Origin of the sequence: Streptomyces sp. NPDC079020, from assembly GCF_044542225.1 — a bacterium.
Classification (GTDB): domain Bacteria; phylum Actinomycetota; class Actinomycetes; order Streptomycetales; family Streptomycetaceae; genus Streptomyces.
In genome coordinates, this window is sequence record NZ_JBITUB010000001.1 from 438,265 (window position 1) to 460,648 (window position 22,384).

Consider the following 22,384-nt stretch of genomic DNA (forward strand, 5'->3'; position numbering starts at 1 on the left):
GGCCAGTGTGCCCGGTCCGCCAATGGAGTGGCGGCGGAGGGTGGTCGGCGGATACGTTTCTCCGGTCGGCCGCGGGACTCCGGCTGCGACTTCCGGGACTTGCCTCTGAAGCACTGATTTCGCTGTTCGCGCCTCCATTCCCCGGCCGGCTTCTTCACGTTCCCGCGCGGGCGGGAGGAAGCAGCACGGGGGGACCATGCCCACAGCAGACGCCGTTCCCGGGACCGGAGCGGACGCGGGCGGCACGGCCGGTCCTGTCGCCGCCGAGGACGTGCTGCTCTTCGTCAACGCGGCGATCACCGCGACCGGGCAGCGCGAGTTCCGCTCGGGGGCGTACCAGCAGCGGCTGTCGCTGGATTTCCTGCACGAGTATGTGCGGGTCAACTACCGCCGGGTGTACGCCGCTTCGCTGGCCCTGGACATCAACGACCACAATGCCGTGCTCATCGTGCGGGGTCTGCTGGAGAACGCCTCCGGGGTGAGTGCCGAGGAGCGGCGCACCGAGGGGCGGCTGATCGCGGCCCGGCTGGCGATGCTGCCGCCGCAGCGCGTCTACCGGCTGTTCGGCGCGCTGCGCCGGGCCGAGGTCAACAACCGGCGGACCCGGGCCATCATGCGCGACTGGCTGGCCGCCCGGCCGGACCTGGTCCATGACGCGGTGAAGTACCGCGGCGGGCTGAAGACGGCCGCCCGCCACATCCATCTGCGGTGCCCGGAGGACGGGGGCGCCGCGGACGAGGTGGGCGCGTTCCTGTTCCGGCCCGGCCGGCTGCCGCGCTACCGGCACGGGCTGCTGGACGCCTGGCGCCGGGCCCACTACGAGCAGGGCGCCGTCCATGAACTGCCGTTCACCGTCGCCGAGGGGTTCGCCGCCCGGCACGGGATGAAGCGTGAGGCGTTCCTGGAGCGGATGGTGCCCCGGATGACGCGGCTGGAGCGGCTGCGCACCCAGGGCCGGCGGTCCACGGGCACGGCGCCGCGGCTGCCCGCGGACGTCGATCTGACCGTGATGCCGCTGACCCGGCTCGCCCTGTACGTGCTCTCGCTCGGCTTCGACGTCCGCGCGGCCCACCGTGCTGAGCTGACCGGCGCGCTGCGTGCCGCGGCGCGCCGTGCGGCGGGCCCGGACGCCGGGAGCTGGGGGCGGGTCGCCGCCGTGCTCGACGACAGCTACTCCTCGTCCGGGTCGGGCCAGAAGCGGCGCCGCCCGCTCGCGGTCGCGCTGGCCTGCCACTTCCTGCTGGAGGCGCTGGCCGCGCCCGGGGCGTACCGCCCGCGGTGGACGTCGGGCGGCACCGATCCGCTGCTCGTGCGCCCCTGGGGGCCCACCCCGCTCGGGCTGTGCGTCCTGGACGCGCTGGAGCCGGGGTCCGGGGGCGCTCCCGACCGGCTGATCATCGTGTCGGACGGCTGGGACAACGCGCCGCCCGGTCTCGCGGGCGAGGTGCTGCGGGTGTGGCGGACCCGGCTGGATCCCGGACGGCGGACGGCGGCCCTGCACATGAACCCTGTATACGACGCGGACGGCTTCGATGTCCGCAGGCTGGCACCGAGTGTGCCGACGGCCGGTATCCGCGACGCGGAGGATCTGCCCGCGCTGGTGGAGATCGCGCAGTTCGCGGAGGGGCGAACGGGACCGGCCGAGCTGTACCGGTATCTGGACCGGCGGGTGGCGCACTTCGTGGACGGCGGAACGCGGCGGGACCAGGACGAGGAAGAGGTGGCGCGGTGAACAGGCTGGAGCTGACCGGTCTCTCGGTCCGGCCCGCGCAGGTGTGGGGCGGCGTCCGGCTGGTGCCCCTGGTGCGCGAGGAGCCGGTCGAGGGCCTGCGGCTGCACCGGGAGGTGTACGGGGGCTTCGGCACGGGGCTCGTCGAGGCCGGCCCCCGTACGCACTACACCTCGTACATCCCGCACGGTTTCGTCGCCGACTGGTCGGGCGGGGGCACGCGGTCGGCGGCGTACGGTACGCAGCTCGACGACGGCGGCCCGCCGCGCACGGTCCGGCTGCCCAGGCACCGCCACCACCGGATGGCCAAGCGGCAGCCCGGCGACCGGCTGCGCTTCCTGCCGCTGCACCTGGCGCTGGAGGGCTATCTCTCCCTGCACTTCGGCGGGCCGTCGGTCGCCTGGGAGGAGTGGTCGCGCCAGGCGCTGCGCGAGGGGCTGTCGCCGCGTGCGGAGGACGCCTTTCTCGGCTGGTCGGTGCGCGGCCTGGGGGACGCGCTGCGGGTCTTCGAGATCCACCCCGGCCAGTGCGGGGTCATGGTGTACGTCTCCGACGCGCTCGCCGGCGCGTTCGTGGTGCCGCATCCGGCGGACTACCGGCTGCTGCACGCCACGCTGGTGGAGGACCTGTACGGGGAGCTGGTGCACCAGTACGCGATGTACGGGGCCCCGGTGGCGGAGTTCGCGGCGCGCATCCGGGACGGGGCCGGTCTGCGGACCCTGGGCGACCTGCGGGCGGCGGCGGTCGCGCAGGAGAGGGCGTGGGCCGAGGCGCACGGCTCGCTGTTCGCGCGGGAGCTGCTGGACTCCTCGTACGGCTTCGAGCGGGTGTACCGGATGGGTTCCTTCACCCTGTGGCGGTTCCTGCCGCCGTTCGTGCGCGACGGGAGCGGCCGGCACATCGGGGAGACGATCACCGATCACCGGGGCCGGGTCGCCTATCTGAAGACGTTCCGGCTCTCCGACGCCCAGATCCGGCGGGGGCATCTGCTGCACACCCTGTCCGACGCCCAGTGGTCGCTGTCGTCGGCCGCCGTCGCGCTGGGGACCAGCGAGCAGGAGCTGGCGCGGCGGGTGCGGGCCGCCGGGTTCGCCGCGCTGCTCAAGGGCCATGTGTAGCTCCCGGGGACCGGGCGTCACGCGGAAACCTCGGTAACACGGGGTTCACATCCGGGCAACGGACGGGAAATCGCGCCTTGCCAAGCTGCGAGGCAGAGACCGCAGCACCCGCAAAGGATGGCGACCGTGACGTTCAAGGCTGAGTACATCTGGATCGACGGCACCGAGCCGACCGCCAAGCTCCGTTCCAAGACGAAGATCATGGCCGGGTCCCCCTCGGCGGACGCCGCGGAGCTGCCCGTCTGGGGCTTCGACGGTTCGAGCACCAGCCAGGCCGTGGGCCACGCCTCCGACCGGGTGCTGAAGCCGGTCTTCACCTGTCCGGACCCGATCCGCGGCGGCGACGGCATCCTCGTCCTGTGCGAGGTCTTCGACATCGACATGACGCCGCACGCGTCCAACACCCGGGCCGCGCTGCGCCCGTTCGCCGAGCGGTTCGCGGGCCAGGAGCCGATCTTCGGCATCGAGCAGGAGTACACCTTCTTCGACGGCCACCGGCCGCTCGGCTTCCCCGAGGGCGGCTTCCCGGCCGCGCAGGGCGGCTACTACTGCGGCGTCGGCGCCGACGAGATCTTCGGCCGTGACATCGTCGAGAAGCACCTGGACAACTGCCTGAAGGCGGGCCTTGGCATCTCCGGCATCAACGCCGAGGTCATGCCCGGCCAGTGGGAGTTCCAGGTGGGCCCGCTGTCCCCGCTGGAGGTCTCCGACCAGCTGTGGATCGCCCGCTGGCTGCTGTACCGCACCGCCGAGGACTTCGACGTCTCCGCGACCCTGGACCCGAAGCCGGTCAAGGGCGACTGGAACGGCGCGGGCGCGCACACCAACTTCTCCACCAGGGCCATGCGCGAGGGCTACGACGCGATCATCACCGCGTGCGAGTCGCTCGGCGAGGGCTCGAAGCCCATGGACCACGTCAAGAACTACGGTGCGGGCATCGACGACCGGCTGACCGGGCTGCACGAGACCGCCCCGTGGAACGAGTACAGCTACGGCGTCTCCGACCGCGGCGCCTCGGTCCGTATCCCGTGGCAGGTCGAGCAGGACGGCAAGGGCTACATCGAGGACCGCCGCCCGAACGCCAACGTCGACCCGTACGTCGTCACGCGGCTGATCGTCGACACCTGCTGCTCCGCGCTGGAGAAGGCCGGCCAGGCCTGATCCCCGCCGGCGGGAGGGACGGGTCCGCTGTCAGTGGCGCGTGTCAGGGTTGGGGCATGCTCGATATCAAGGTGGAGACCGAGAACTCCGAGACCCACACACGGATTTCTCCGGAGGCGCTGAGCGCTCTGGTGCACCGCGTCGGTGGCCGCAAGGACCGTTTCCTGGTGGTGCAGCGCGTTCCGGACCGCCCCGGATTCTTCGTGCAGGTCTGGCACGAGGAGGGCGAGGACTACCAGCTGGAGTACCGCGCGGGCGGCCCCGGGGACCACTTCCAGGCGCGGCTCGGCTCCCCCGCGCCGGTGGTGGACGCCATGGTGCGGTGGGCGCGGCAGGAGCCCGCGTGGGACACGGGCATCGACTGGGCGTCCGCCGGGATACCCGCCGCCGAGCCGGTGCCGGAGCTCGCGCCGGAGATCCGGCGGGAGCTGGCCGAGCGGATACGGCTGTGGCTGCTCGGCGGCTACGGCACGGTGACCTCGCTGACCGAGGCGGCCGAGGAGTACCTCGTCAAGGACGGTGTCCGCCCCGTCTCGCGGGCCCAGGCCTACGGGCTCGTGGAGCGGCTGTGGCTGGAGCGGGTCGAGGAGCAGTCCACGTGGACGGACGTCACCGACGCGGACCGGCTGGAGCGGGCGTTCGCCGCGCTGGAGGGGCGCGGGATCACGGCCCGTGAGCATTTCACCTGCTGCCGCTCCTGCGGGCTGAGCGAGATCCACGCGGAGAACGAACAGGCGCGCGGCTTCGTCTTCTTCTCGGTGCAGAGCAGCGAGAGCGCCGCCTCGGGGCACGGGCTCACGCTGTATTTCGGCGGGTTCGACGAGTCGGAGCGGACGACCGCGGCCGTGGGGCACGAGGTCGTGGCGGCCCTGCGCGAGGAGGGGCTGACGGTGGCGTGGGACGGTTCGCCGGACCAGGCGGTCGAGGTGGAGGGCCTCGACTGGCGCAAGCGGCTGATCGGTTGAGCGGCGGGTGACCGGCTGAGCGCCGGGGACGGGGGCGGCCGACGCGGTGAGGCAGGTAACACCAAGGGTGCGTATCGACGGGTGAGAGGACCCTCCTGCCGTGCCGCGTTGTCTGCTTCAATGGAGACATGGCCAGCCTCCAGTACATCGCGTCGGGTCGCAGCGACCTTGAGCCGTTCTGGCCGTCCCGTCAGCATCATGACTTCGACCGGGTGTGTTGCCGCGCGTGGAACGCGCAGGCCCTCTAAAGCCGCTCACCCGGCCTTCGGTCCGCGCGCACGACGCAAGTCCGTCCCTGACGACTCCTCGCGCGAAAGAGCTGACCCTCCATGGCGAACACCCGTACTTTCTCCGCCGCTCCGGCCGCCACCGCGGCAGCCGCGGCGTCCGCCACCACCTCCGCCCGCCCCCTGTCCCCCAACCGCCACCGGCTGCGTGCCGTCGACCGTGACGAGGTCGTCCGGCTCTCCGATGTGGCCGACTTCCTGCCGCCGGGTGCCACCTGGCTGCCCGCGCCCCAGCACACCCTTCCGGCGCTGCCCGGTCAGCCGCCGATGATCGGCTATCTGGTGCTCGTACCGGCCGATCAGCAGCCGGTCATCGCCGGAGCGGTCGCCGCGTCCCAGCACCGCACGGGCCACCCGCAGTTCGGCCGGCCGGGACCGGCCGGCCGGCAGTTCGTCCCGGAGGCGGTCGACGAGAGCCCCGCGGCCGGGCCGGTCCGGATCGACTCCGTCCGGCGCACCGCCTCGGTGGACGGCAGCACGCTGGATCTGACGTATCTGGAGTTCGAGCTGCTGGCCCATCTGGTGGCGCATCCGCACCGGGTGCACACCCGTGATCAGCTGGTGACGACGGTCTGGGGTTACGGGCACGTGGGCGACGGGCGCACCGTCGATGTCCATGTGGCCCGGCTGCGCCGCAAGCTGGGCGCCGAGCACCGCCGTTCGATCCAGACGGTCCGGCGGGTGGGATACAAGTACGCCCCCTGAGGTCCCGGTCCGGGCGACGCTCCCGAAGCGGCCGACGCGGCCCCGGGCCCGGTACGTACCGGGCCCGGGGCCGCGTCGCGGTGCGATGGCGGCGCTGTGGTGGTGCGGTGGCGGCGCTTTGGTGGTGCGGTGGCGGCGCTTTGGTGGTGCGGTGGCGGCGCTTTGGTGACGCGGGTGCGGGTGTTGGTCAGCCGGGTGACCCCGCCCCCGCCGGGACGCCGGCCGTCTCCGGGCCCCGGTCCGTTCCCGGGCCGCCGTGCTCCGCGCCGGGCAGCCGGGACAGCCCGCGCGGGGTGCGCCAGTTCCGCTCGCCGAGCAGCAGCATGACGGAGGGCAGCAGGACCATCCGTACGATCGTGGCGTCCAGCAGCACCGCGACGGCGAGGCCGACGCCCATCTGCTGCATGTCCTGCATCGACAGGGTGCCGAAGACCGCGAACACCGCCACCATGATCGCCGCGGCGCCGGTCACCGCACCGGCCGTGCGCCGGATGCCCGTGTCGATCGCCGCCCGGTTGTCCAGGCCGCCGGCGCGGGCCTCACGGATCCGGGAGACCACGAACACGTGGTAGTCCATGGACAGTCCGAACAGGACCACCAGGACGAACAGCGGCATCCAGGACTCGATCGCGCCGACCCCCTCGGAACCGATCAGCGAGGCGCCCCAGCCGTGCTGGAAGACGGCGACCATCACCCCGTAGGCGGCGCCCACGGAGAGCAGGTTGAGCAGGATCGAGGTCACGGCGATGACGTACGAGCGGAAGCAGAACAGCATCAGCAGGAAGGTCACCACCGTGATGAACGCGAAGACCGGGACCATGCCGCGCCTGAGCTGATCGTTGAAGTCGACGGAACCGGCGACCTCGCCGGTCACATACGCCTCGGCTCCCGTGCCGTCGAAGGCCCGCGGCAGCCGGTTCTCGCGCAGCTCGGCCAGATCCGCCGTGCCGCCCGGCAGCGGCACCTCGATCTCCGCGACGTTCCGGGCGGTGTGGACGGTCACCCTGTCGAAGGAGCCGAGCGCCCCGCGGAGCTCCGGTGCGGCGATGTCGTCGGCCCGGACGACGACGAGGGCGGGATCGGGGCCGCCCGGGAAGCTCTCGGTGATGAGGCGGTGGGCGACGGAGAGTTCCGAGTCCGAGCCGAACTGCTTCTCCAGCCCGAGCGCCTCGGTCCTCATCCCGACGGCGGGCGCGGCCAGGGCGAGCAGGACGACGACGGAGCCGACGGCGAAGACCGCGGGCCGGGCCAGGACGGGCTTGAGCACCGCGCCCGCGATGCCGCCGCTGGGGCGTACGCCGCGCTTGCCGCGACGGTTCAGCAGCGGGACGCGGCCCGCGTCGATCCGGTCGCCGAGCCAGGACAGCAGGGCCGGCAGAACGGTCACGGAGCCCAGCATCGCGATGAACACGACGATGATCGTGGCGAGCGCGAAGCCCTTGAACAGCAGCAGTCCGGACAGGAACATGCCGCCCATGGCGACCATCACGGTCACTCCGGAGACGAGCACCGCGCGGCCGCTGGTCGCCGCCGCGATGCGCAGCGCCGTCTCCGCGTCGCGCCCCGCGGCCCGTTCGTCCCGTTCGCGGCGCAGGTAGAAGAGGCAGTAGTCGACGCCGACGGCGAAGCCCATCAGGAACATCACGGAGTATGTGGTCTGGAACAGGTGCAGCTGGTGGCTGGCGAGCGAGAGCAGACCGAAGGCGGCCAGGCACGCGGTCAGCGCGAGCCCGACCGGGAGCAGGGCCGCCACCGCGGCGCCGAAGGCCACCAGCAGGATGCCCAGCGCCAGCGGTACGGCGGTGAACTCGGCCTTCTTGAAGTCCTCGGCGAGCAGGTCACCGAGCCACTTGCCCGCGCTGGCCTCGCCGAACTGGTGGATCTCGACGTTCCCATGGCTCTCCCGGACCGAGGAGACGGCGTCCAGCACCGGCTGCACCCGCTCGGCCGAGGTCGCCGCGTCGCCCTTCATCTCGAAGGTGATCAGGGCCTCCCTGCCGTCCTCCGAGGGAACGGGAGGAGCGAGGTTCCGCACCTCGCCGGTCCTCCGTACGGCCTCGGTGAGGTCCCGGGCCGCCTCCCTCCAGTCACCGGCCGCACCGGCGGAGACCATGACCAGCTCGCCCGCGGGCTTGCCGAGTCCGGCGTCGGAGAGGATCTGCTCCGCACGGGCCGAGTCGCCCGCGCCGTTCTCCGCGTCGGACATCTCGACCATGCCGGATGCCCCGCCGATGGCCGTGGCGAGCACGACGAAGAGCAGCCAGCCGAGGATGGCCGTCTTTCGGTGGTGTGCGCTCCACACACCGATGCGTGCCGCGAGGTTGCGCCTCATGCGGATGTCGCCCCCAGAAGTAACGTCGGACAGGAGCTCCGAATCTAGGAACGGCGGGCCGTCCGCCCCAGCCGTCGAAGCCCCCGGTCACGGAGCCGTAGGGCGAGGCCGGAGGGTGGTGCCAGGTACACCCCGCGGCGGGTGGCCCGACGGCTGACGCCCGGGGCGCCCCCGGGGTGAGACTGTCCTGTGACCGGGACCCGCTGGGGTCCGGCGAGGGGAGAGAACACCATGAAGGCGATGTCGCGGCGGATACGGCCGCCGGTGCTGGCGGCGGGGCGCGGGCTGTTTCTCGCCGTCGCCGGTCCGGTGGGGTCGATCACCCTGTTCGTCCTGTCGGTGCTCTCCATCGCCTTCATCGTGCTGGGCATCGGTCTCGTCACCACCCCGGCGGTGCTCGAAGCGGTGCGCAGGCACGCCAACCAGCGCCGGCTGTGGGCGGTCACCTGGTCGCAGGTCCGCATTCCGGTGCCCTACCGGCCCTTCCCGCCGGACCTGCGCACCGGATTCACCGGACAGGTGGAGCGCACGACGCTGATGCTCAAGGACCCGGCGACCTGGCGGGACCTCCTGTGGCTGCTGGTCGACATGACGGCCGGCACCGTCGTGGCCTGCCTGTCCGCGGGCCTGATGATCTACCCGGTGGAGTCGCTGGTCCTCGCGGCGGGCCTGTGGCGGGTGTTCCGGGACGACGCGTACTGGTACGGATTCGTGCCGGTGGACAGCCAGGCGTCCGCGCTCGCCGCCGTCGCCCTCGGGCTGGTGCTCTTCGCCATCGGGCTGAGGGCGAGCGAACCGCTGCTGCGTCTGCACTTCGTGCTCGCCCGCTCGGTCCTCGCCCCCACCCATGACCAGGAGCTGGAGCGGCGTATCGACCGGCTCACCGAGACCCGGCACGAGGCGGTGGACACGGCCGCGTCCGAACTGCGGCGCATCGAGCGGGATCTGCACGACGGCGCCCAGGCCCGGCTGGTCGCCATGGGGATGAACCTGGGCACCATCGAGGCCCTCATCGAGAAGGACCCGGACCGGGCGAAGGAGATGCTGGCCATGGCCCGCGAGTCCTCCGCGGAGGCCCTCACCGAGCTGCGCGATCTCGTACGGGGCATCCATCCACCGGTGCTGGCCGAGCGGGGGCTCGGCGACGCGGTGCGGGCGCTGGCCCTGCGGCTGCCGGTCGAGTCCGAGGTGAACGTGGAACTGGCGGGGCGCGCCGGGGCTCCCGTGGAGTCGGCGGCGTACTTCGCGGTCAGCGAGGCCCTGACGAACACGGTGAAGCACTCGGGGGCGGACCGGCTCTGGGTGGACCTGGATCACGCCGGGGGGATGCTGCGCATCACCGTCACGGACAACGGCCGGGGCGGTGCGGCGATCGGTTCCGGCTCGGGGCTGAGCGGAATCGAACGGCGACTGAGTACATTCGACGGCGTACTGGCCGTCAGCAGCCCCGCGGGCGGTCCCACCATGGTGACCATGGAGATTCCTTGCGAGTTGTCCTAGCCGAAGATCTCTTCCTGCTGCGCGACGGTCTGGTGCGCATGCTGGAGGCCTATGACTTCGAGATCGCCGCGGCTGTGGAGACCGGGCCCGAACTGACCCGGGCCCTGGCCGAGTCGGAGCCGGACGTCGCCGTCGTGGACGTCCGGCTCCCGCCGTCCCACACGGACGAGGGCCTCCAGTGCGCGCTGGCCGCCCGGCGGGCGCGGCCCGGACTGCCGGTGCTGGTGCTCTCCCAGCATGTGGAGCAGCTGTACGCCCGGGAGCTGCTGGCGGACGGCAACGGCGGTATCGGCTATCTGCTCAAGGACCGGGTGTTCGACGCGGACCAGTTCATCGACGCGGTCCGGCGGGTCGCGGCAGGCGGTACGGCGATGGATCCGCAGGTCATCTCGCAGCTGCTGTCCCGGCGTTCGCAGGACCGGCCGATCGGCGGCCTGACCCCGCGCGAGCGCGAGGTGATGGAACAGATGGCGCAGGGCCGTTCGAACGCGGCGATCGCCGCGCACATGGTGATCACGGAGCGGGCGGTGGCCAAGCACACCTCGAACATCTTCGGGAAGCTCGGCCTGCCGCCGTCGGACGACGACAACCGCCGCGTTCTCGCGGTGCTCGCCTACCTCGACCGGGGCGGTTCCTGAGGGGCGGGCCCGGAAGCCTTTCCCAGGGCCCGCCCCGGGAGTCTCAGGGGTGGGCCACGGCCAGGCTGACCACGTAGGTCTCCTCCACCACACCGTCCGGGAAGATCTCCGACAGCAGCTCGCGCTCCCGGGCGAGAAAGCCACCGACCGCCTCCGGGTCCGCGACCAGGAAGTCGGAGTAACTGCCGATGTTGCCCAGGTGCACATCGAGCGGCACACGCCGGCTCCAGGGCAGCAGACGCGTCTCGAAGGAGAGACCGTCCGGCAGGGACGCCCGGAACCGGACGGCCGCGTCGTGGCGGGCCTCGGCGGCGCCGAAGAACGTCCGCATACGGGCGTCCTGTTCGCCGATCCACCCCACCGTCGGGTCGGAGTCGTTCCACCACAGGGCGAGCGCCCCGCCGGGCCGCAGGACCCGGCGGGCCTCGGGGACCGAGCGGCCGGTGTCGGTCCAGTGCCAGGCCTGGGCGTAGGTGAGCAGGTCCATGGAGTGCGACCGCAGCGGCAGATGGTTGCCGTCGCCCCGGACGAGGGGCACTCCGGGCAGCCTCCGGCGGAACTCCCCGGCCATCCCGTCACCGGGTTCCACCGCCGTGACGCGGGCGCCGTGCGCGTGGAGCAGCGCGGTGCCGAGCCCGGTGCCCGCGCCGATGTCCGCTACCCGCGCGCCGTCCAGGCCGAAGCCGGCCAACTCCTCGACGGTGCCCAGGAGTGCGGGCGGGTAGGAGGGCCTGTTCGCGCCGTAGGCGGCGGCAGCGGCATCGAAGGAGCGCGCCTGCGAAGTGTTCGTCATACGGCCATCATGACCCGGCGCCCACGGCCCCATCGAAGGTTCTCGGACCGGCGCGCGCCCCGGCGCCCACGGCCGCTGCGGGGGTTCGCGACAGGGCCCGGCGCGACCGGCGTACGGGAAAATCCCCGCACGCCTCTGTTCCCCCCGCTTACCCGTCAGTACATTGACAACATGTCTAACACGCAGCCAGCGGCGGTCGCGGCGGAGCGGACGCCGCTCAAGGCCCGCCAGGTCTCCTTCGCCTGGGAGAAGACTCCCCTGCACTGGGTGCCGGGCGACCCGTTCACCACGCACACCATCAATGTGCTCCATCTGCTGCTCCCGGCCGGGGAACGCTGGTTCATCCATGTGTACCGGCAGATCCTTCCCTACATCCATGACGAGCAACTGCGCCAGGACGTCATCGGGTTCATCGGCCAGGAGGCCGTGCACTCGCAGGCCCACGACGATGTGCTGCCGCATCTGAAGAAGCTGGGCCTCGACCCCACCCCGTACACCGCGCAGGTCGACTGGTTCTTCGAGAAGCTGCTCGGGGACCGGACGCTGCCGCCCGGCCGGGCGTCCAGGTGGTGGCTGATGGAGCGGGTCGCGACCATCGCGGCGATCGAGCACTACACCGCGTTCCTCGGCGACTGGGTCCTCAACGCCGAGGCCCTGGACCGGCGGGGCGCCGACCCGACGATGCTGGACCTGCTGCGCTGGCACGGCGCCGAGGAGGTCGAGCACCGGTCCGTCGCCTTCGAGGTGTTCATGCATGTCGACGGCGGCTACCGGCGGCGGCTGCGGACCTGGGCGACGGCGTTCTCCGCGCTGGTCTTCCTGTGGCAGCGCGGCGTCCGCTTCTTCATGGAGAACGACCCGAGCCTGCTCGACGGCAAGGCCTCGTTCAGGGCGTTCCACGAGAGCGGCAAGCGGGGCACGCTGCCCAGCACCGGGGCCATCCTGCGGTCCGTCCCCAGCTATCTCAGCCGGTCGTACCACCCCTCCCAGGAGGGCAGCACGGCCCAGGCCGTCGACTATCTCGCCACATCGCCCGCGGCCCTGGCCGCCGAGGCCCGTACGACGGGAACCCGCTGAACCATGGCCCTGCCCCGTCCGCGTACCGTCGTCCTGGTCACCGGTGCCGCGCTGCTCGCCCGGCGGGCCGTGCGCCGGCGCATCGCGAAGTCCCCGCTGTGGCCCATGCCCGCCCTGGCCGAACCCACTTCGGGCCACTCCGGCCGGCGCTCCACCACCACCCGGCGGCTGCTGATCACCGAACGCACCCCGGTCGCCGACGGGGTGGTCCAGCTCCGGCTGGAGGGTGCCGGGCTGCCGTCCTGGGAGCCCGGCGCCCATCTGGACCTGCTGCTGCCGTCCGGACTGGTACGGCAGTACTCCCTCTGCGGCGACCCCGCCGACCCCGGCGCGTACACCGTGGCGACCCGGCTGGCCGAGGACGGCCGGGGCGGGTCCCGCGAGGTGCACACCCGGCTCCACGAGGGCGAGGAGGTCGAGGTCCGGGGTCCCCGCAACCGCTTCCCGCTCGCCGACGCCCCCGCGTACGTGTTCGTCGCGGGCGGCATCGGGATCACCCCGATCCTGCCCATGCTGCGTGCCGTGGCCGCCTCCGGTGCCCCCTGGCGGCTGCTGTACGGGGGCCGTTCACGGGCCTCGATGCCGTTCCTGGCCGAGATCGAACGGCTCGGCGCGGACGGCGGCCGGGTGAGCGTCGTCGCGCAGGACGAGGCGGGCCACCCGGACGCCGCCGCGTTCCTGGCCGACTCGGCACCCGGCACGGCGGTCCACTGCTGCGGCCCCGGCCCCCTGATGGACGCGGTCGCCGCCGCGCTCCCGGACGGCTGCACCCTGCACCTGGAGCGCTTCGCCCCGGCGGCGTCCGGCGCGGCGGGCACCGGCTCCTTCGAGGTGGAGCTGCACCGCTCGGGCCGTACGGTGAAGGTCGGGGCGGGACAGTCCGTGCTGGCCGCCGTGCGCGAGGAGCTGCCCCATGTCCCGTACTCCTGCGAGCAGGGCTTCTGCGGCACCTGCCGGCAGCCGGTCCTGGAGGGCGAGATCGACCACCGCGACGAACTGCTCACGGACGGGGAGCGGGAGGACTCGATGCTGATCTGCGTCTCGCGCTGCCGCGGTGAACGGCTGGTGCTGGACCTGTAGGGGCTGCCCCGTGGGGCCGTGCCCGAAGTCCCTCCCCGCCAGGCCGCGGAGGGACCCCCGCGATCTCTGCGACCGGCCCCGGATAGGCTGTTGGCATGACGACCGGGGTACGGCGCAGGATGGGCGTCGAGGAGCGCAGACAGCAGCTGATCGGTGTCGCACTGGAGCTTTTCAGCCACCGCTCCCCCGACAAGGTGTCGATCGACGAGATCGCCGCCGCCGCGGGTATCTCGCGGCCGCTGGTGTACCACTACTTCCCCGGCAAGCAGAGCCTGTACGAGGCGGCGCTGCGGCGGGCCGCGGACGAGCTGTCGGCCCGCTTCCTGGAACCGCTCGAAGGCCCCCTGGGAGCACGCCTGTTGAGGGTCATGGGACGGTTCTTCGACTTCGTCGACGAGCACGGTCCGGGCTTCTGGGCCCTGATGCGCGGCGGGCCCGCGGTCGGCTCCTCGACGGCGAACGCCATGATCGACGGGGTGCGGCAGGCCGCGTACGAGCAGATCATCACCCATCTCGGGGTGGAAGTGCCGCCCGCCCGGCTGGAGTTGGTCGTTCGGTCCTGGGTGTCGCTGGCCGAGTCGACGGCGCTGATCTGGCTGGACGGCCGGCGGGTCCCGCGCGCGGAGCTGGAGAGACAGCTGGTGCACGACTTCGCGGCCCTGGCCTCCGTCAGCGCCGCGTACGACGGGGAGATGGCCGGCATCGTGCTGCGGGTCTTCTCCCAGGAGCCGGCGGACAGCCCGTTCGCGGAGCTGCTGACGCGGCTCTCCGCCCTGGCGCCCGCCGTGCCGCCCGTCCCCCCGCAGCGACAGCCCTGAGGACCGTCCGACGGTCCCCGGGAGCCCCCGCGGCCCTAGGGCGTCAGCTCTTGCGGTACGAGGGGTCCAGGTCGCGCGTCTCCGCCGTGACATGCAGGTCCTGCCCCTCGGCGGGCCGCACGTAGTGGTGCAGCAGTTCGAGCACGGACTCGGCCAGTCGGCCCTTGAGCTCCGGGCTGCGGCCCGCCAGCATCGCGATGCCGATGTGCACGATCACATCGCCGGTGGGGGCGTCGCCCACCACGGACTCCTCGACCCGGCGGAATCTGGTCTTGCAGTTGGGCACTTTCGTGCTGACCGTCTCCGCGATCAGCGGATGCAGGGCGAGGGCGAAGCCACGCCGGTCGAAGGTGTCGTCGAGCCCGGCGGAGTAGTCGACGGTGATCTGCGGCATCAAGTGCTCCTGAGTGCGGTGTGGTGAGTGCGGTACGGGGCGTGCGGGGGCCGGGTCCGTCCGGCGTACCGGCCCCGCCGCCCGCCCCCACCCTCGCTCGATCGCCGGACCCGCACAAGTGGCGTCCGGCCGTCAGTCGGGCTCGCTCCGCAGGGCCGACGCGAGCCCGACCTCCGCGTTGTCCGCCTGCCCCCGCTCGAAGGCGCGCTGGTAGGCGGCGTCACCGACAGCGGCCCGCGCCTGCCGTTCGCAGGCCTCGCGGACCGGGCCGAGCTCCGGGGTGCCGCGCTGCGGGTGGCCGACCATCCGCCAGTACGCCTGCCCGGTGCCGTACACCCTGGCCGCGCGGGCGCCCGCGCCCTGGGCGGCGATGGCGGCGGCGAGGATGTCCAGCCCCAGGGCGATGCCGAAGCTGTCGCGGAGCCGGTGTTTGCCCACGAGCATCGAGCGGGCGTGCGCGGCGGACTCCCGCGGACGGTCCTGGAACAGGGCGATCAGGGCGAGCTGGTAGTCGACGTAGGACCGGGTCCAGTACTCCTCGCGCGCCTCGCAGGCGGCCCGCAGGAACGCGGCGGCCTCACCGGCCTCCTCCAGCCTGCCCGTCGCGGTCAGGGCGAACAGGGCGACGAGGTGGCAGCGCAGCCGGTAGGCCGATTCCACGGGGGACGCGGAGGTGTCCCGGAGCACCTCCCCGACCGCGTCGAGGGCCGCCCCGGGCCGCCCGGTCATGAGATGGGTGAGGCCGGACAGATAACCGGCGCTCAGGACACCCTCGTCGTCGCCCTCCGCCACGGCCACGGCGGCGCAGAGGGCGCCGAGCCGCTCGGCGGTCACGAAGTCGCCCTGGAGCAGGGCCGCGACCCCGTGCACCCACTGGAGCCTCGTCCGGTCGGGTCCGCCCGCCGGAGCCGCCTCCAGGGCCCGCCGGGCGTAACCGCGGGCCTCGGACAGATGCCCGCAGCAGGTCCAGAAGAAGCCGACCCGGCCCGTCATCTCCTGGGCCGCCGGGACGTCGTGGGCCAGCAGATGGTCGAGCGCGGCACACAGGTCCCGGTGGGCGTCGGCGATCCTGTGGTACCAGGAGACCTGCTCTCGGCCGGTCCAGCCGGCGTGGGCGCTGCGGGCGAGAGCGAGGAAGCAGGCGGCGTGCCGGTCGGCGGCGGCCCGTTCCTCGCCGAGTTCGGCGAGCCACATCCGGCCGTACTCGCGCAGGGTGTCGAGCATCCGGTGCCGGTCCCCCTCCCGCTTCACGACGGACTTGGCGACCAGCCCCCGCAGCGCCTCCCCGACGCCGTCCGGGGTGAGCGGGCCCGCCGCGCAGACCTCGCGGGCGATGTTCTCGTCGAAGTCCGTGCGCAGGGGGGTCAGACGTGCCCACAGGAGGCGTTCCAGCGGGGTGCAGAGTTCGTGGCTCCAGCCGATGGTGGTGCGCAGGGCGCGGTGGCGGCGCGGCGAGAACGAGTCGTCGTTGAGGGTGTCCAGGCGGGAGCCGAGCCGCTGGGCGATCTGTTCGACGGTGTGCGCCCGCAGGCCCGCGGCGGCCAGTTCGATGGCGAGCGGGATGCCTTCGAGCCGGCGGCAGATCTCGGCGGCGGCCGCCGCCTCGCCCGGTGCCTCCAGCGTGGCTCCCGGGTCGGCGGTGCGCGCCCGGTCCCGGAAGAGGCGTAACGCGTCGGGGGCTCCGTCGACCGGCAGCGGCGGAACCTCCAGCACGTGTTCGCCCCGGGTGCCCAGCGGCTGCCTGCTGGTGACGAGGACGTTCAGGCCGGGTGAGGTGGTGAGGATCTCCCCCAGCAGATGGCCGCACGAGGTGCGCAGGTGCTCGCAGGAGTCGAGGACGAGCAGCAGCCGCTTGTCGACGAGCCATTCGCACAGGGCGTCGACGGGCATCCGCAGGGTGTGGTCGGCGAACCCGACGGCTTCCGAGACGGTGGGGAGCAGCGGCCCCGCGTCGTGGAGCGGGGACAGATCGGCCCACCAGGCTCCGTCGGGGTAGCGCTCCGCCGCGATCCGGGCACTCCGCAGGGCGAGCCGGGTCTTGCCGACGCCGCCGGGGCCGATGAGTGTGGTCAGCCGCCCGGTGGCCAGTGCGCGTTTCAGCCGGGCCAGTTCGGCCTGCCGTCCGACGAAGCTGGTCGTCTCCTCGGGAAGGTTTCCCACCATGGTCGTTCATCACCGTCCGGCGCGCTGGAGCAGGGGTCCGCCGGTGAGGCAGCGGACGCCCGGCAGCGCCGCCCCGGGGCCCGGCCGGCCCGGCCGCGGCGCCGTCCCCGGGAGGGAGAGGAGCCGCGGCCGGGCCGTGGGACCGGGCGGATGCGCACGGTGTCCAGCTGTGGTGCGGCGCTTCGCCGACGTCTGCCGCCACCGTAGGCCCTGTGGGCCTCAGCGCGCCGAGAAGACGGCGACCGTGCGCCCTGGGACGGTGAAGCTGCCCGCTTTCCCGTCGTACGAGGCCTTCTTGACGGTAAGGTCCGCCCCCGTCGCCTGAACCGGGTGCAGGGCGAAGGACGTTCCGGCGAGGGCGGGGACGCGCTGGCTCGCGGTGCCGGGCGTGGCGTTGAGGACGACCACCAGGGAGCCGAGGCGCATCGTGATAACGCCGGGTGTCTCGTCCTTGCCCGAGAGCGGGAAGGACAGGGCCGCCTGCACCTGCCCGGTGGTGGTGAGACCGAACTCCTTCTCGGTGGAACGGATGGTGAGCAGGTCCCGGTACGCGGCCGCGGCGCCGTCGATCTGCGCGCAGCCCGGGGTGATCGCGGGCGAGGCCAGCAGGGGCTTCGCGTAGGACCACTTGTCCTTGTTGTCGGCGGCGGGCGGCAGGCCGCGTCCGAAGCCGTTGCCGTCGCGGCAGTCCCAGTGCAGGGCGTTGAACCAGTCGCCGCTGTCGTAGGAGTTGCGGTCCAGGGACTTGGAGCGCAGCCGGTCGGTGCCCGCCTGGGAGAGCGAGGGCCCCTGGGACAGGGTGGACACCGCCATGGCCAGCACCTGCGCCCTGGCCCGGTCGGCCGCCGGGGTGGCGGCCGGGAGCTTGAAGGCGAGCGTGTCGTAGAGCGTCTCGTTGTCGTGGGCGTCGGAGTAGGCGAGGGCCTCGCCGGGTGCGGCGGCGTATCCGGCGGGGGCGCCGTTGTAGTCGACGGCCGAGCCCTTGACGGTGCGGCCGGTGGTGTCGGTGAAGGTGTAGTCGGCGAGGCTGCCGGTGAGGCCGACCTTGATCAGGTCCTGGTAGTGCAGGAGCCGGGCCCGCTGTTCGGCGGTGGTGCCGTTGGCCGGGGAGGTGTTGGGGTCGGTGTAGAGGCCGGTGGCGAAGCCCTGCACGCCGGGGTCCTCGTCGAAGGGGCTGCCGCCGCGCACGGCGTCGCGGGCCCGGTCGGAGAAGGTGGCGACCCCGGTACCGGCCATGTTCTTCTGGGTGGCCTGGACGAAGCGCGCGTCGTCCGCGATCTCACCGAAGTTCCAGCCCTCCCCGTACAGGATGATCTTCTTGCCGTCGACGCCGTCCTTCGCCGTCGTGAGGGCGTCCAGTGCCTCGCGGACGGCGACGATGTTGGCCTTGGGGTGGTGTCCCATCAGGTCGAAGCGGAAGCCGTCGACCTTGTACTCCCTGGCCCAGGTGACCACCGAGTCGACGACGAGCTTGCCCATCATGGTGTTCTCGGGGGCGGTGTTGGCGCAGCAGGTGGAGGTGGCGACGGTGCCGTCCTCCAGGAGCCGCTGATAGTAGCCGGGCACGATGCGGTCGAGGACGGACTTGTCGTCCTGGCCGGAGGCGACGGTGTGGTTGTAGACGACGTCCATGACGGTGCGCAGTCCGGCGCCGTTGAGGCCCTGCACCATCCGGCGGAACTCGACGGTGCGCCCGGTGCCCTCGGGGTCGGAGGCGTAGGAGCCCTCGGGGACGGTGTAGTGCAGCGGGTCGTAGCCCCAGTTGAAGGCGTCCTTCGCGGCGCTCTTCGCGACGCAGGCCTGCTGCTCCTCGGAGTCGGGGGCGTACACGGACAGGTCGCAGCCGGGCCTGCTCCGGTCCGACTCCTTCTCCGGGATCGTCCCGATGTCGAAGGCGGGCAGCAGGTGCACATAGCTGGTGCCCGCGTCGGCGAGCCGCCGCAGGTGCTTCATCCCGTCGGACCGGGTGTCGGTGAAGGCGAGGTACTGGCCGGGGTGGGACGAGGTGCGGTCCGAGACGGAGAAGTCCCGGATGTGCAGCTCCTGGATCTGGGCGTCGCGCAGCGGGGTGGCGGCGGGCTTCCTCAGGGACGACCAGCCGCGCGGTGCCAGCTCCGGGTCGTCGAGGTCGACGACGAGGCTGCGGGCGGAGTCGGTGGTCAGGGCGGTGGAGTACGGGTCGGTGACCTTGTTGGTGACGGTCTTCCGCACGCTGGGCGCCCAGACCCGCACGGCGTACCGGTAGGGCTTGCCCCGCCAGCTCTTCTTCCCGGTCACCGACCAGACGCCGGTGCGGTCGTCGCGCCGCATCGGGACGGTGCGGCCGTCGAGTTCGAGGGAGACCGTACGGGCGGTGGGCGCCCACACCGAGAGCGTGGGCGTGCCGTGCCGGAAGACCGGTCCGAGGGCCGCGCCGCTCGCGTTCCTCCCGTACAGGTCGTCCAGGACTCCGGCGGTCTGCACCCCGGTGGCGGCGAGCAGTGCGCCGTTCGCGGCGCGCTGGGTGGCGATGAGCTGGCCGCGCAGGGACTCACGGACCCGGTCCCGGTCGCGGGCGTCGACGGTGAACGCCGGATAGTCCTTGAGGTGCGGGTACTTCGCCTTCTGCGCGTCGGTGAGGCCGGTGGTGCGCAGCCGCAGCCACCGGCCCTCGTCGGAGAGCGCGCCGTCCACGACGGAGATGCCGCCGTCCTTGGCGTACACGAGCTGCTGGCTGGTGGCCCCGGTGGCCTTCACCTTCCACACGACGGTGCCGGAGTCGATCCACTGGGCCTCGGCCCTGGTGAGGTCGGGGGCGGGGACGCCGCCGGCCTGCGGCAGCAGGTACCCCGGCTGTCCGCCGAGCATCCAGACCTCGTGCCCGTGGGTGGCGAGGTCCAGGGACTGGTCGCTGGGGAGGTCCTTCTCGTCGCCCTTGTGCAGGATGTAGCTGAGCGAGGTGGCACCGTCGGTGAGCGGGACCTCGAAGGTGACTCCGTAGGAGTCCTTCTTCACCGGCTGGAGCGGCTTGGCCCAGTCGGTGGGGTTCTTGGCCCCGGTCCAGGTGTGCAGCCCCCAGCCGTCGTAGTCGCCGTCGGCCCGGTGGTAGTTGAGGACGGCCTTGGTGGTGTCCTGGCCGGGTGCCTCGGGGGCCTCGGTGCTCTGCCCGTCCTTGCCCTGCTCGATCCAGACCTGTCCGGTCCGGGCGAGGTCGACGGTGCGCTGCGGGCCGTCCGCCGTACCGGCCTTCTCGACCGTGTACGGGAGCGAGGACGCGCCCTCGCCGAGCTTGATCCAGGCGAACGCGCCGTAGGCGTCGCGTCCCGTGAAGTCCGCGGTGGTGTCACCGGACTTCAGCTGCCAGCCCTCGTAGTCGCCGTCCGCACGCCGGTAGTGGACGACGGCGTAGTCGCGTTCGACGGCGACGGGCTTCTCCGCGGGAGGCGCCTGGCCCGCCGTGGTCGAGGCGAGGGCACTGGCCGTGCGTCCGGCGCGGTCGATGACGACGGCCTTGTACCGCAGCGGCGTCCCGGCCTTCACCGAGGCGTCCAGGTGCTGGGTGACCTTGTACGGGGCGTGGTCGGCGGAGCCGAGGGTGCGCCAGGTGCCGTTGCCGGTCTGTGCGGCGAAGACGACCCGGTCGAGCTCTCCTCCCCCGGTTCCGGCGGTCAGCTCGACGGTGCCGGTGGCTCCGGCGGCGGGCGCCTCCAGGGTGATCGACGGCCCGGCCTCCGGGGAACCGAGCGGCTTGTCGGCGCGCAGCACAACGCTGGAGAGCGCGGGCACGGTGACGGTGACCAACTTGTCGCCACCACTGCGGACGGCACCCGAACCGCCGTACAGCGTACGGAAGTTCATGTGTGCGGAGCCGGTGGGCAGCTCGACGGTCCGCGGCGCGGTGCCGTTGTTGGAGGCGACGAGGTATTCGTACGGCCGCCCGGTGGCGGTACGGGAGAAGGCGTACACGGAGCCTTCCGCGTAGCGCTCGGTCTGTACGCCGTCGCGCAGCGCCGGGTGGTCCTTGGTCAGCTCGGCGAGAGCGGCGATCGAGCGGTAGACCGGGTGCCCGGTGTCGTACGCGTCCGTGGCGTGCGTGCGGTCGGTGCCGATCAGGTCGTCGTCGAGGTAGTCGGCGGCCCGCGAGGCGAAGAGGGGCTGGCGGGCGTCCTTGTCGCCGCCCGCGCCGGTGAAGCCCTGCTCGTCGCCGGAGTAGATGACGGGGTTGCCGCGCGAGAGGAACATCAGCTCGTTGGCGAGGCGGGCCCGCTTCAGCAGCTCGGCGTCATCGGCCTTCGGGTTGTCCTGCTTCAGGAAGGTGCCGATCCGGCCCATGTCGTGGTTGCCGAGGAAGGTGACCTGCTCGTAGGCGTTGGCCTTGTCGGTGGTGTACCGGTAGTCGTCGCGGTACACGGCGGCGAGCTTCGAGGCCGGGGCGCCCTGGGAGGCGTACCCCCTGGCGGCCTCCTGGAACGGGAAGTCGAGCGTCGCGTCCAGCCGCCCCCGGGTGACATAGGGCGAGGTGACCGCGGTGTCGGAGGAGTACACCTCGCCGAACATGAAGAAGTCGTCCCGGCCGCGCCCGGCGGCGTAGGTGTCCAGCGCGGTGGCCCACTGGGTCCAGAAGTCCAGGTCGACGTGTTTGACGGTGTCGATGCGGAACCCGTCGATATCGAAGTCGCGGACCCACTTCTCGTAGATCTCCGCCATGCCGTTCACGACCTCGGGCCGCTCGGTCCACAGGTCGTCGAGCCCGGAGAAGTCGCCGTACTCGGCCGACTCACCGGCGAACGTCGAGTCGCCCCGGTTGTGGTACATCGTGGGGTCGTTCAGCCAGGACGGCTTCTTGGTGCCCGCGTCCACGGTGGTCTTCGGGGTGTACGGGAACGTGTCCCGGTCGACCTTCGCCATCCTCCGGCTGTCGTCGAAGGGACGGCCGTCCCGGTCGAGGTAGGGGTAGGCGCCCTTGGGCTTGTAGCCGTACTCCTTCTCGGCGTAGTCGACGGTGTCGGCGGTGTGGTTGGTGATGACGTCGAAGAAGACCTTCATGCCCTTGGCATGGGCCTTGTCGATCAGCTTCTCCAGGTCGGCGTTGGTCCCGAAGTGCGGGTCGACCTGGGTGAAGTCGGTGATCCAGTAGCCGTGGTAGCCGGCCGAGGCGTCCTTGCCGGTGCCCTGCACGGGCCGGTTCCGGAAGATCGGGGCCAGCCAGATGGCGGTGGTGCCCAGGCCCTTGATGTAGTCGAGCTTCCCGGTCAGGCCCTTGAGGTCGCCGCCCTGGTAGAAGCCCTTGTCGGTGGGGTCGTACCCGGTCTCCAGGCGTGAACCGGTCAGCCCGCCCCGGTCGTTGGCCCGGTCGCCGTTGGCGAAGCGGTCGGGCAGTACGAAGTAGAACTGCTCACGGGTCAGGTCGTGCCGGGCCGGTTCCCGGGCCAGCGCGGCGTCCGGGGGCGGGGCCGGGGGTCTGGACGGAGCGGCCGCCGAGGCCGCCGGTACGACGGGCAGCAGCGCCGCGCAGAGTGCTGCGACGGCCCCCCGCCGGAGGGTGGTTCGGGACACGGGCGGGTACTCCTCGGGTTCTCTGCGGTGGGAACAAAAGCAAAAGCGCGTGGGGGGTCTCCGGGCGGGCCGGAGGTGCACAGCCGTGC

General features: G+C 72.4%; 15 protein-coding genes. 10 read left to right on the forward strand and 5 right to left on the reverse strand.

Annotated elements, in window-relative coordinates:
* The first annotated feature begins 196 nt into the window (after window positions 1–196).
* The 5 genes from ACIGJO_RS02010 to ACIGJO_RS02030 all read left to right on the forward strand — a co-directional run bounded on the left by ACIGJO_RS02010 (window position 197) and on the right by ACIGJO_RS02030 (window position 5,965).
* Window positions 197–1,732: a hypothetical protein gene (locus ACIGJO_RS02010; RefSeq protein WP_399950636.1), complete on the forward strand. Its 1,536-nt coding sequence runs from the start codon at window positions 197–199 to the stop codon at window positions 1,730–1,732.
* Window positions 1,729–2,847: an ARPP-2 domain-containing protein gene (locus ACIGJO_RS02015; protein ID WP_399950639.1), complete on the forward strand. Its 1,119-nt coding sequence runs from the start codon at window positions 1,729–1,731 to the stop codon at window positions 2,845–2,847. The genes ACIGJO_RS02010 and ACIGJO_RS02015 overlap by 4 nt, the downstream gene beginning before the upstream one ends.
* 126 nt (window positions 2,848–2,973) lie before the next feature.
* Window positions 2,974–4,008: a glutamine synthetase gene (glnII, locus tag ACIGJO_RS02020; RefSeq protein WP_399950642.1), complete on the forward strand. Its 1,035-nt coding sequence runs from the start codon at window positions 2,974–2,976 to the stop codon at window positions 4,006–4,008.
* A gap of 56 nt (window positions 4,009–4,064) precedes the next feature.
* Window positions 4,065–4,973, forward strand: a complete 909-nt coding sequence (locus ACIGJO_RS02025; protein WP_399950645.1) for a DUF6891 domain-containing protein — start codon at window positions 4,065–4,067, stop codon at window positions 4,971–4,973.
* Between the two features lie 329 nt (window positions 4,974–5,302).
* A complete protein-coding gene (locus tag ACIGJO_RS02030; RefSeq protein WP_399950648.1) occupies window positions 5,303–5,965 on the forward strand; it encodes a winged helix-turn-helix domain-containing protein in 663 nt (220 codons plus the stop codon).
* A gap of 187 nt (window positions 5,966–6,152) precedes the next feature.
* Here the strand turns inward: ACIGJO_RS02030 and ACIGJO_RS02035 are convergent, their stop codons facing one another.
* Complete coding sequence (locus ACIGJO_RS02035; RefSeq protein WP_399950651.1) at window positions 6,153–8,297, reverse strand: MMPL family transporter; 2,145 nt, start codon at window positions 8,295–8,297, stop codon at window positions 6,153–6,155.
* A 231-nt stretch (window positions 8,298–8,528) separates the two neighbouring features.
* Between ACIGJO_RS02035 and ACIGJO_RS02040 the strand changes: the two genes are divergently transcribed.
* A complete protein-coding gene (locus ACIGJO_RS02040; RefSeq protein ID WP_399950654.1) occupies window positions 8,529–9,797 on the forward strand; it encodes a sensor histidine kinase in 1,269 nt (422 codons plus the stop codon).
* Window positions 9,782–10,435 (forward strand): LuxR C-terminal-related transcriptional regulator, encoded by a 654-nt coding sequence (locus tag ACIGJO_RS02045; protein ID WP_399950657.1) that lies wholly within the window; start codon window positions 9,782–9,784, stop codon window positions 10,433–10,435. The genes ACIGJO_RS02040 and ACIGJO_RS02045 overlap by 16 nt, the downstream gene beginning before the upstream one ends.
* 43 nt (window positions 10,436–10,478) lie before the next feature.
* Here the strand turns inward: ACIGJO_RS02045 and ACIGJO_RS02050 are convergent, their stop codons facing one another.
* Window positions 10,479–11,228: a class I SAM-dependent methyltransferase gene (locus ACIGJO_RS02050; RefSeq protein ID WP_399950660.1), complete on the reverse strand. Its 750-nt coding sequence runs from the start codon at window positions 11,226–11,228 to the stop codon at window positions 10,479–10,481.
* A gap of 171 nt (window positions 11,229–11,399) precedes the next feature.
* Between ACIGJO_RS02050 and ACIGJO_RS02055 the strand changes: the two genes are divergently transcribed.
* From ACIGJO_RS02055 to ACIGJO_RS02065, 3 genes are all read left to right on the forward strand, one after another.
* A complete protein-coding gene (locus tag ACIGJO_RS02055; RefSeq protein WP_399950663.1) occupies window positions 11,400–12,305 on the forward strand; it encodes a metal-dependent hydrolase in 906 nt (301 codons plus the stop codon).
* A 3-nt stretch (window positions 12,306–12,308) separates the two neighbouring features.
* Window positions 12,309–13,385 carry a PDR/VanB family oxidoreductase gene (locus ACIGJO_RS02060; protein ID WP_399950666.1) on the forward strand — a complete coding sequence of 359 codons (1,077 nt, stop codon included), beginning with the start codon at window positions 12,309–12,311 and terminating at the stop codon, window positions 13,383–13,385.
* A gap of 95 nt (window positions 13,386–13,480) precedes the next feature.
* Entirely contained in the window at window positions 13,481–14,203 is a 723-nt protein-coding gene (locus tag ACIGJO_RS02065; protein ID WP_399950669.1) for a TetR/AcrR family transcriptional regulator, read from the forward strand.
* Window positions 14,204–14,246: 43 nt separating this feature from the next.
* Here ACIGJO_RS02065 and ACIGJO_RS02070 read toward each other — a convergent pair whose 3' ends face one another.
* The 3 genes from ACIGJO_RS02070 to pulA all read right to left on the reverse strand — a co-directional run bounded on the left by ACIGJO_RS02070 (window position 14,247) and on the right by pulA (window position 22,295).
* Window positions 14,247–14,597, reverse strand: coding sequence for a 5-carboxymethyl-2-hydroxymuconate Delta-isomerase (locus ACIGJO_RS02070; RefSeq protein ID WP_399950672.1), 351 nt, complete (start codon window positions 14,595–14,597; stop codon window positions 14,247–14,249).
* Between the two features lie 132 nt (window positions 14,598–14,729).
* Complete coding sequence (locus ACIGJO_RS02075) at window positions 14,730–16,760, reverse strand: ATP-binding protein (protein ID WP_399950675.1); 2,031 nt, start codon at window positions 16,758–16,760, stop codon at window positions 14,730–14,732.
* Window positions 16,761–16,979: 219 nt separating this feature from the next.
* On the reverse strand, window positions 16,980–22,295 hold the full coding sequence (gene pulA / locus ACIGJO_RS02080) for a pullulanase-type alpha-1,6-glucosidase (protein ID WP_399950678.1): 5,316 nt from the start codon (window positions 22,293–22,295) through the stop codon (window positions 16,980–16,982).
* Window positions 22,296–22,384 lie beyond the last annotated feature (89 nt).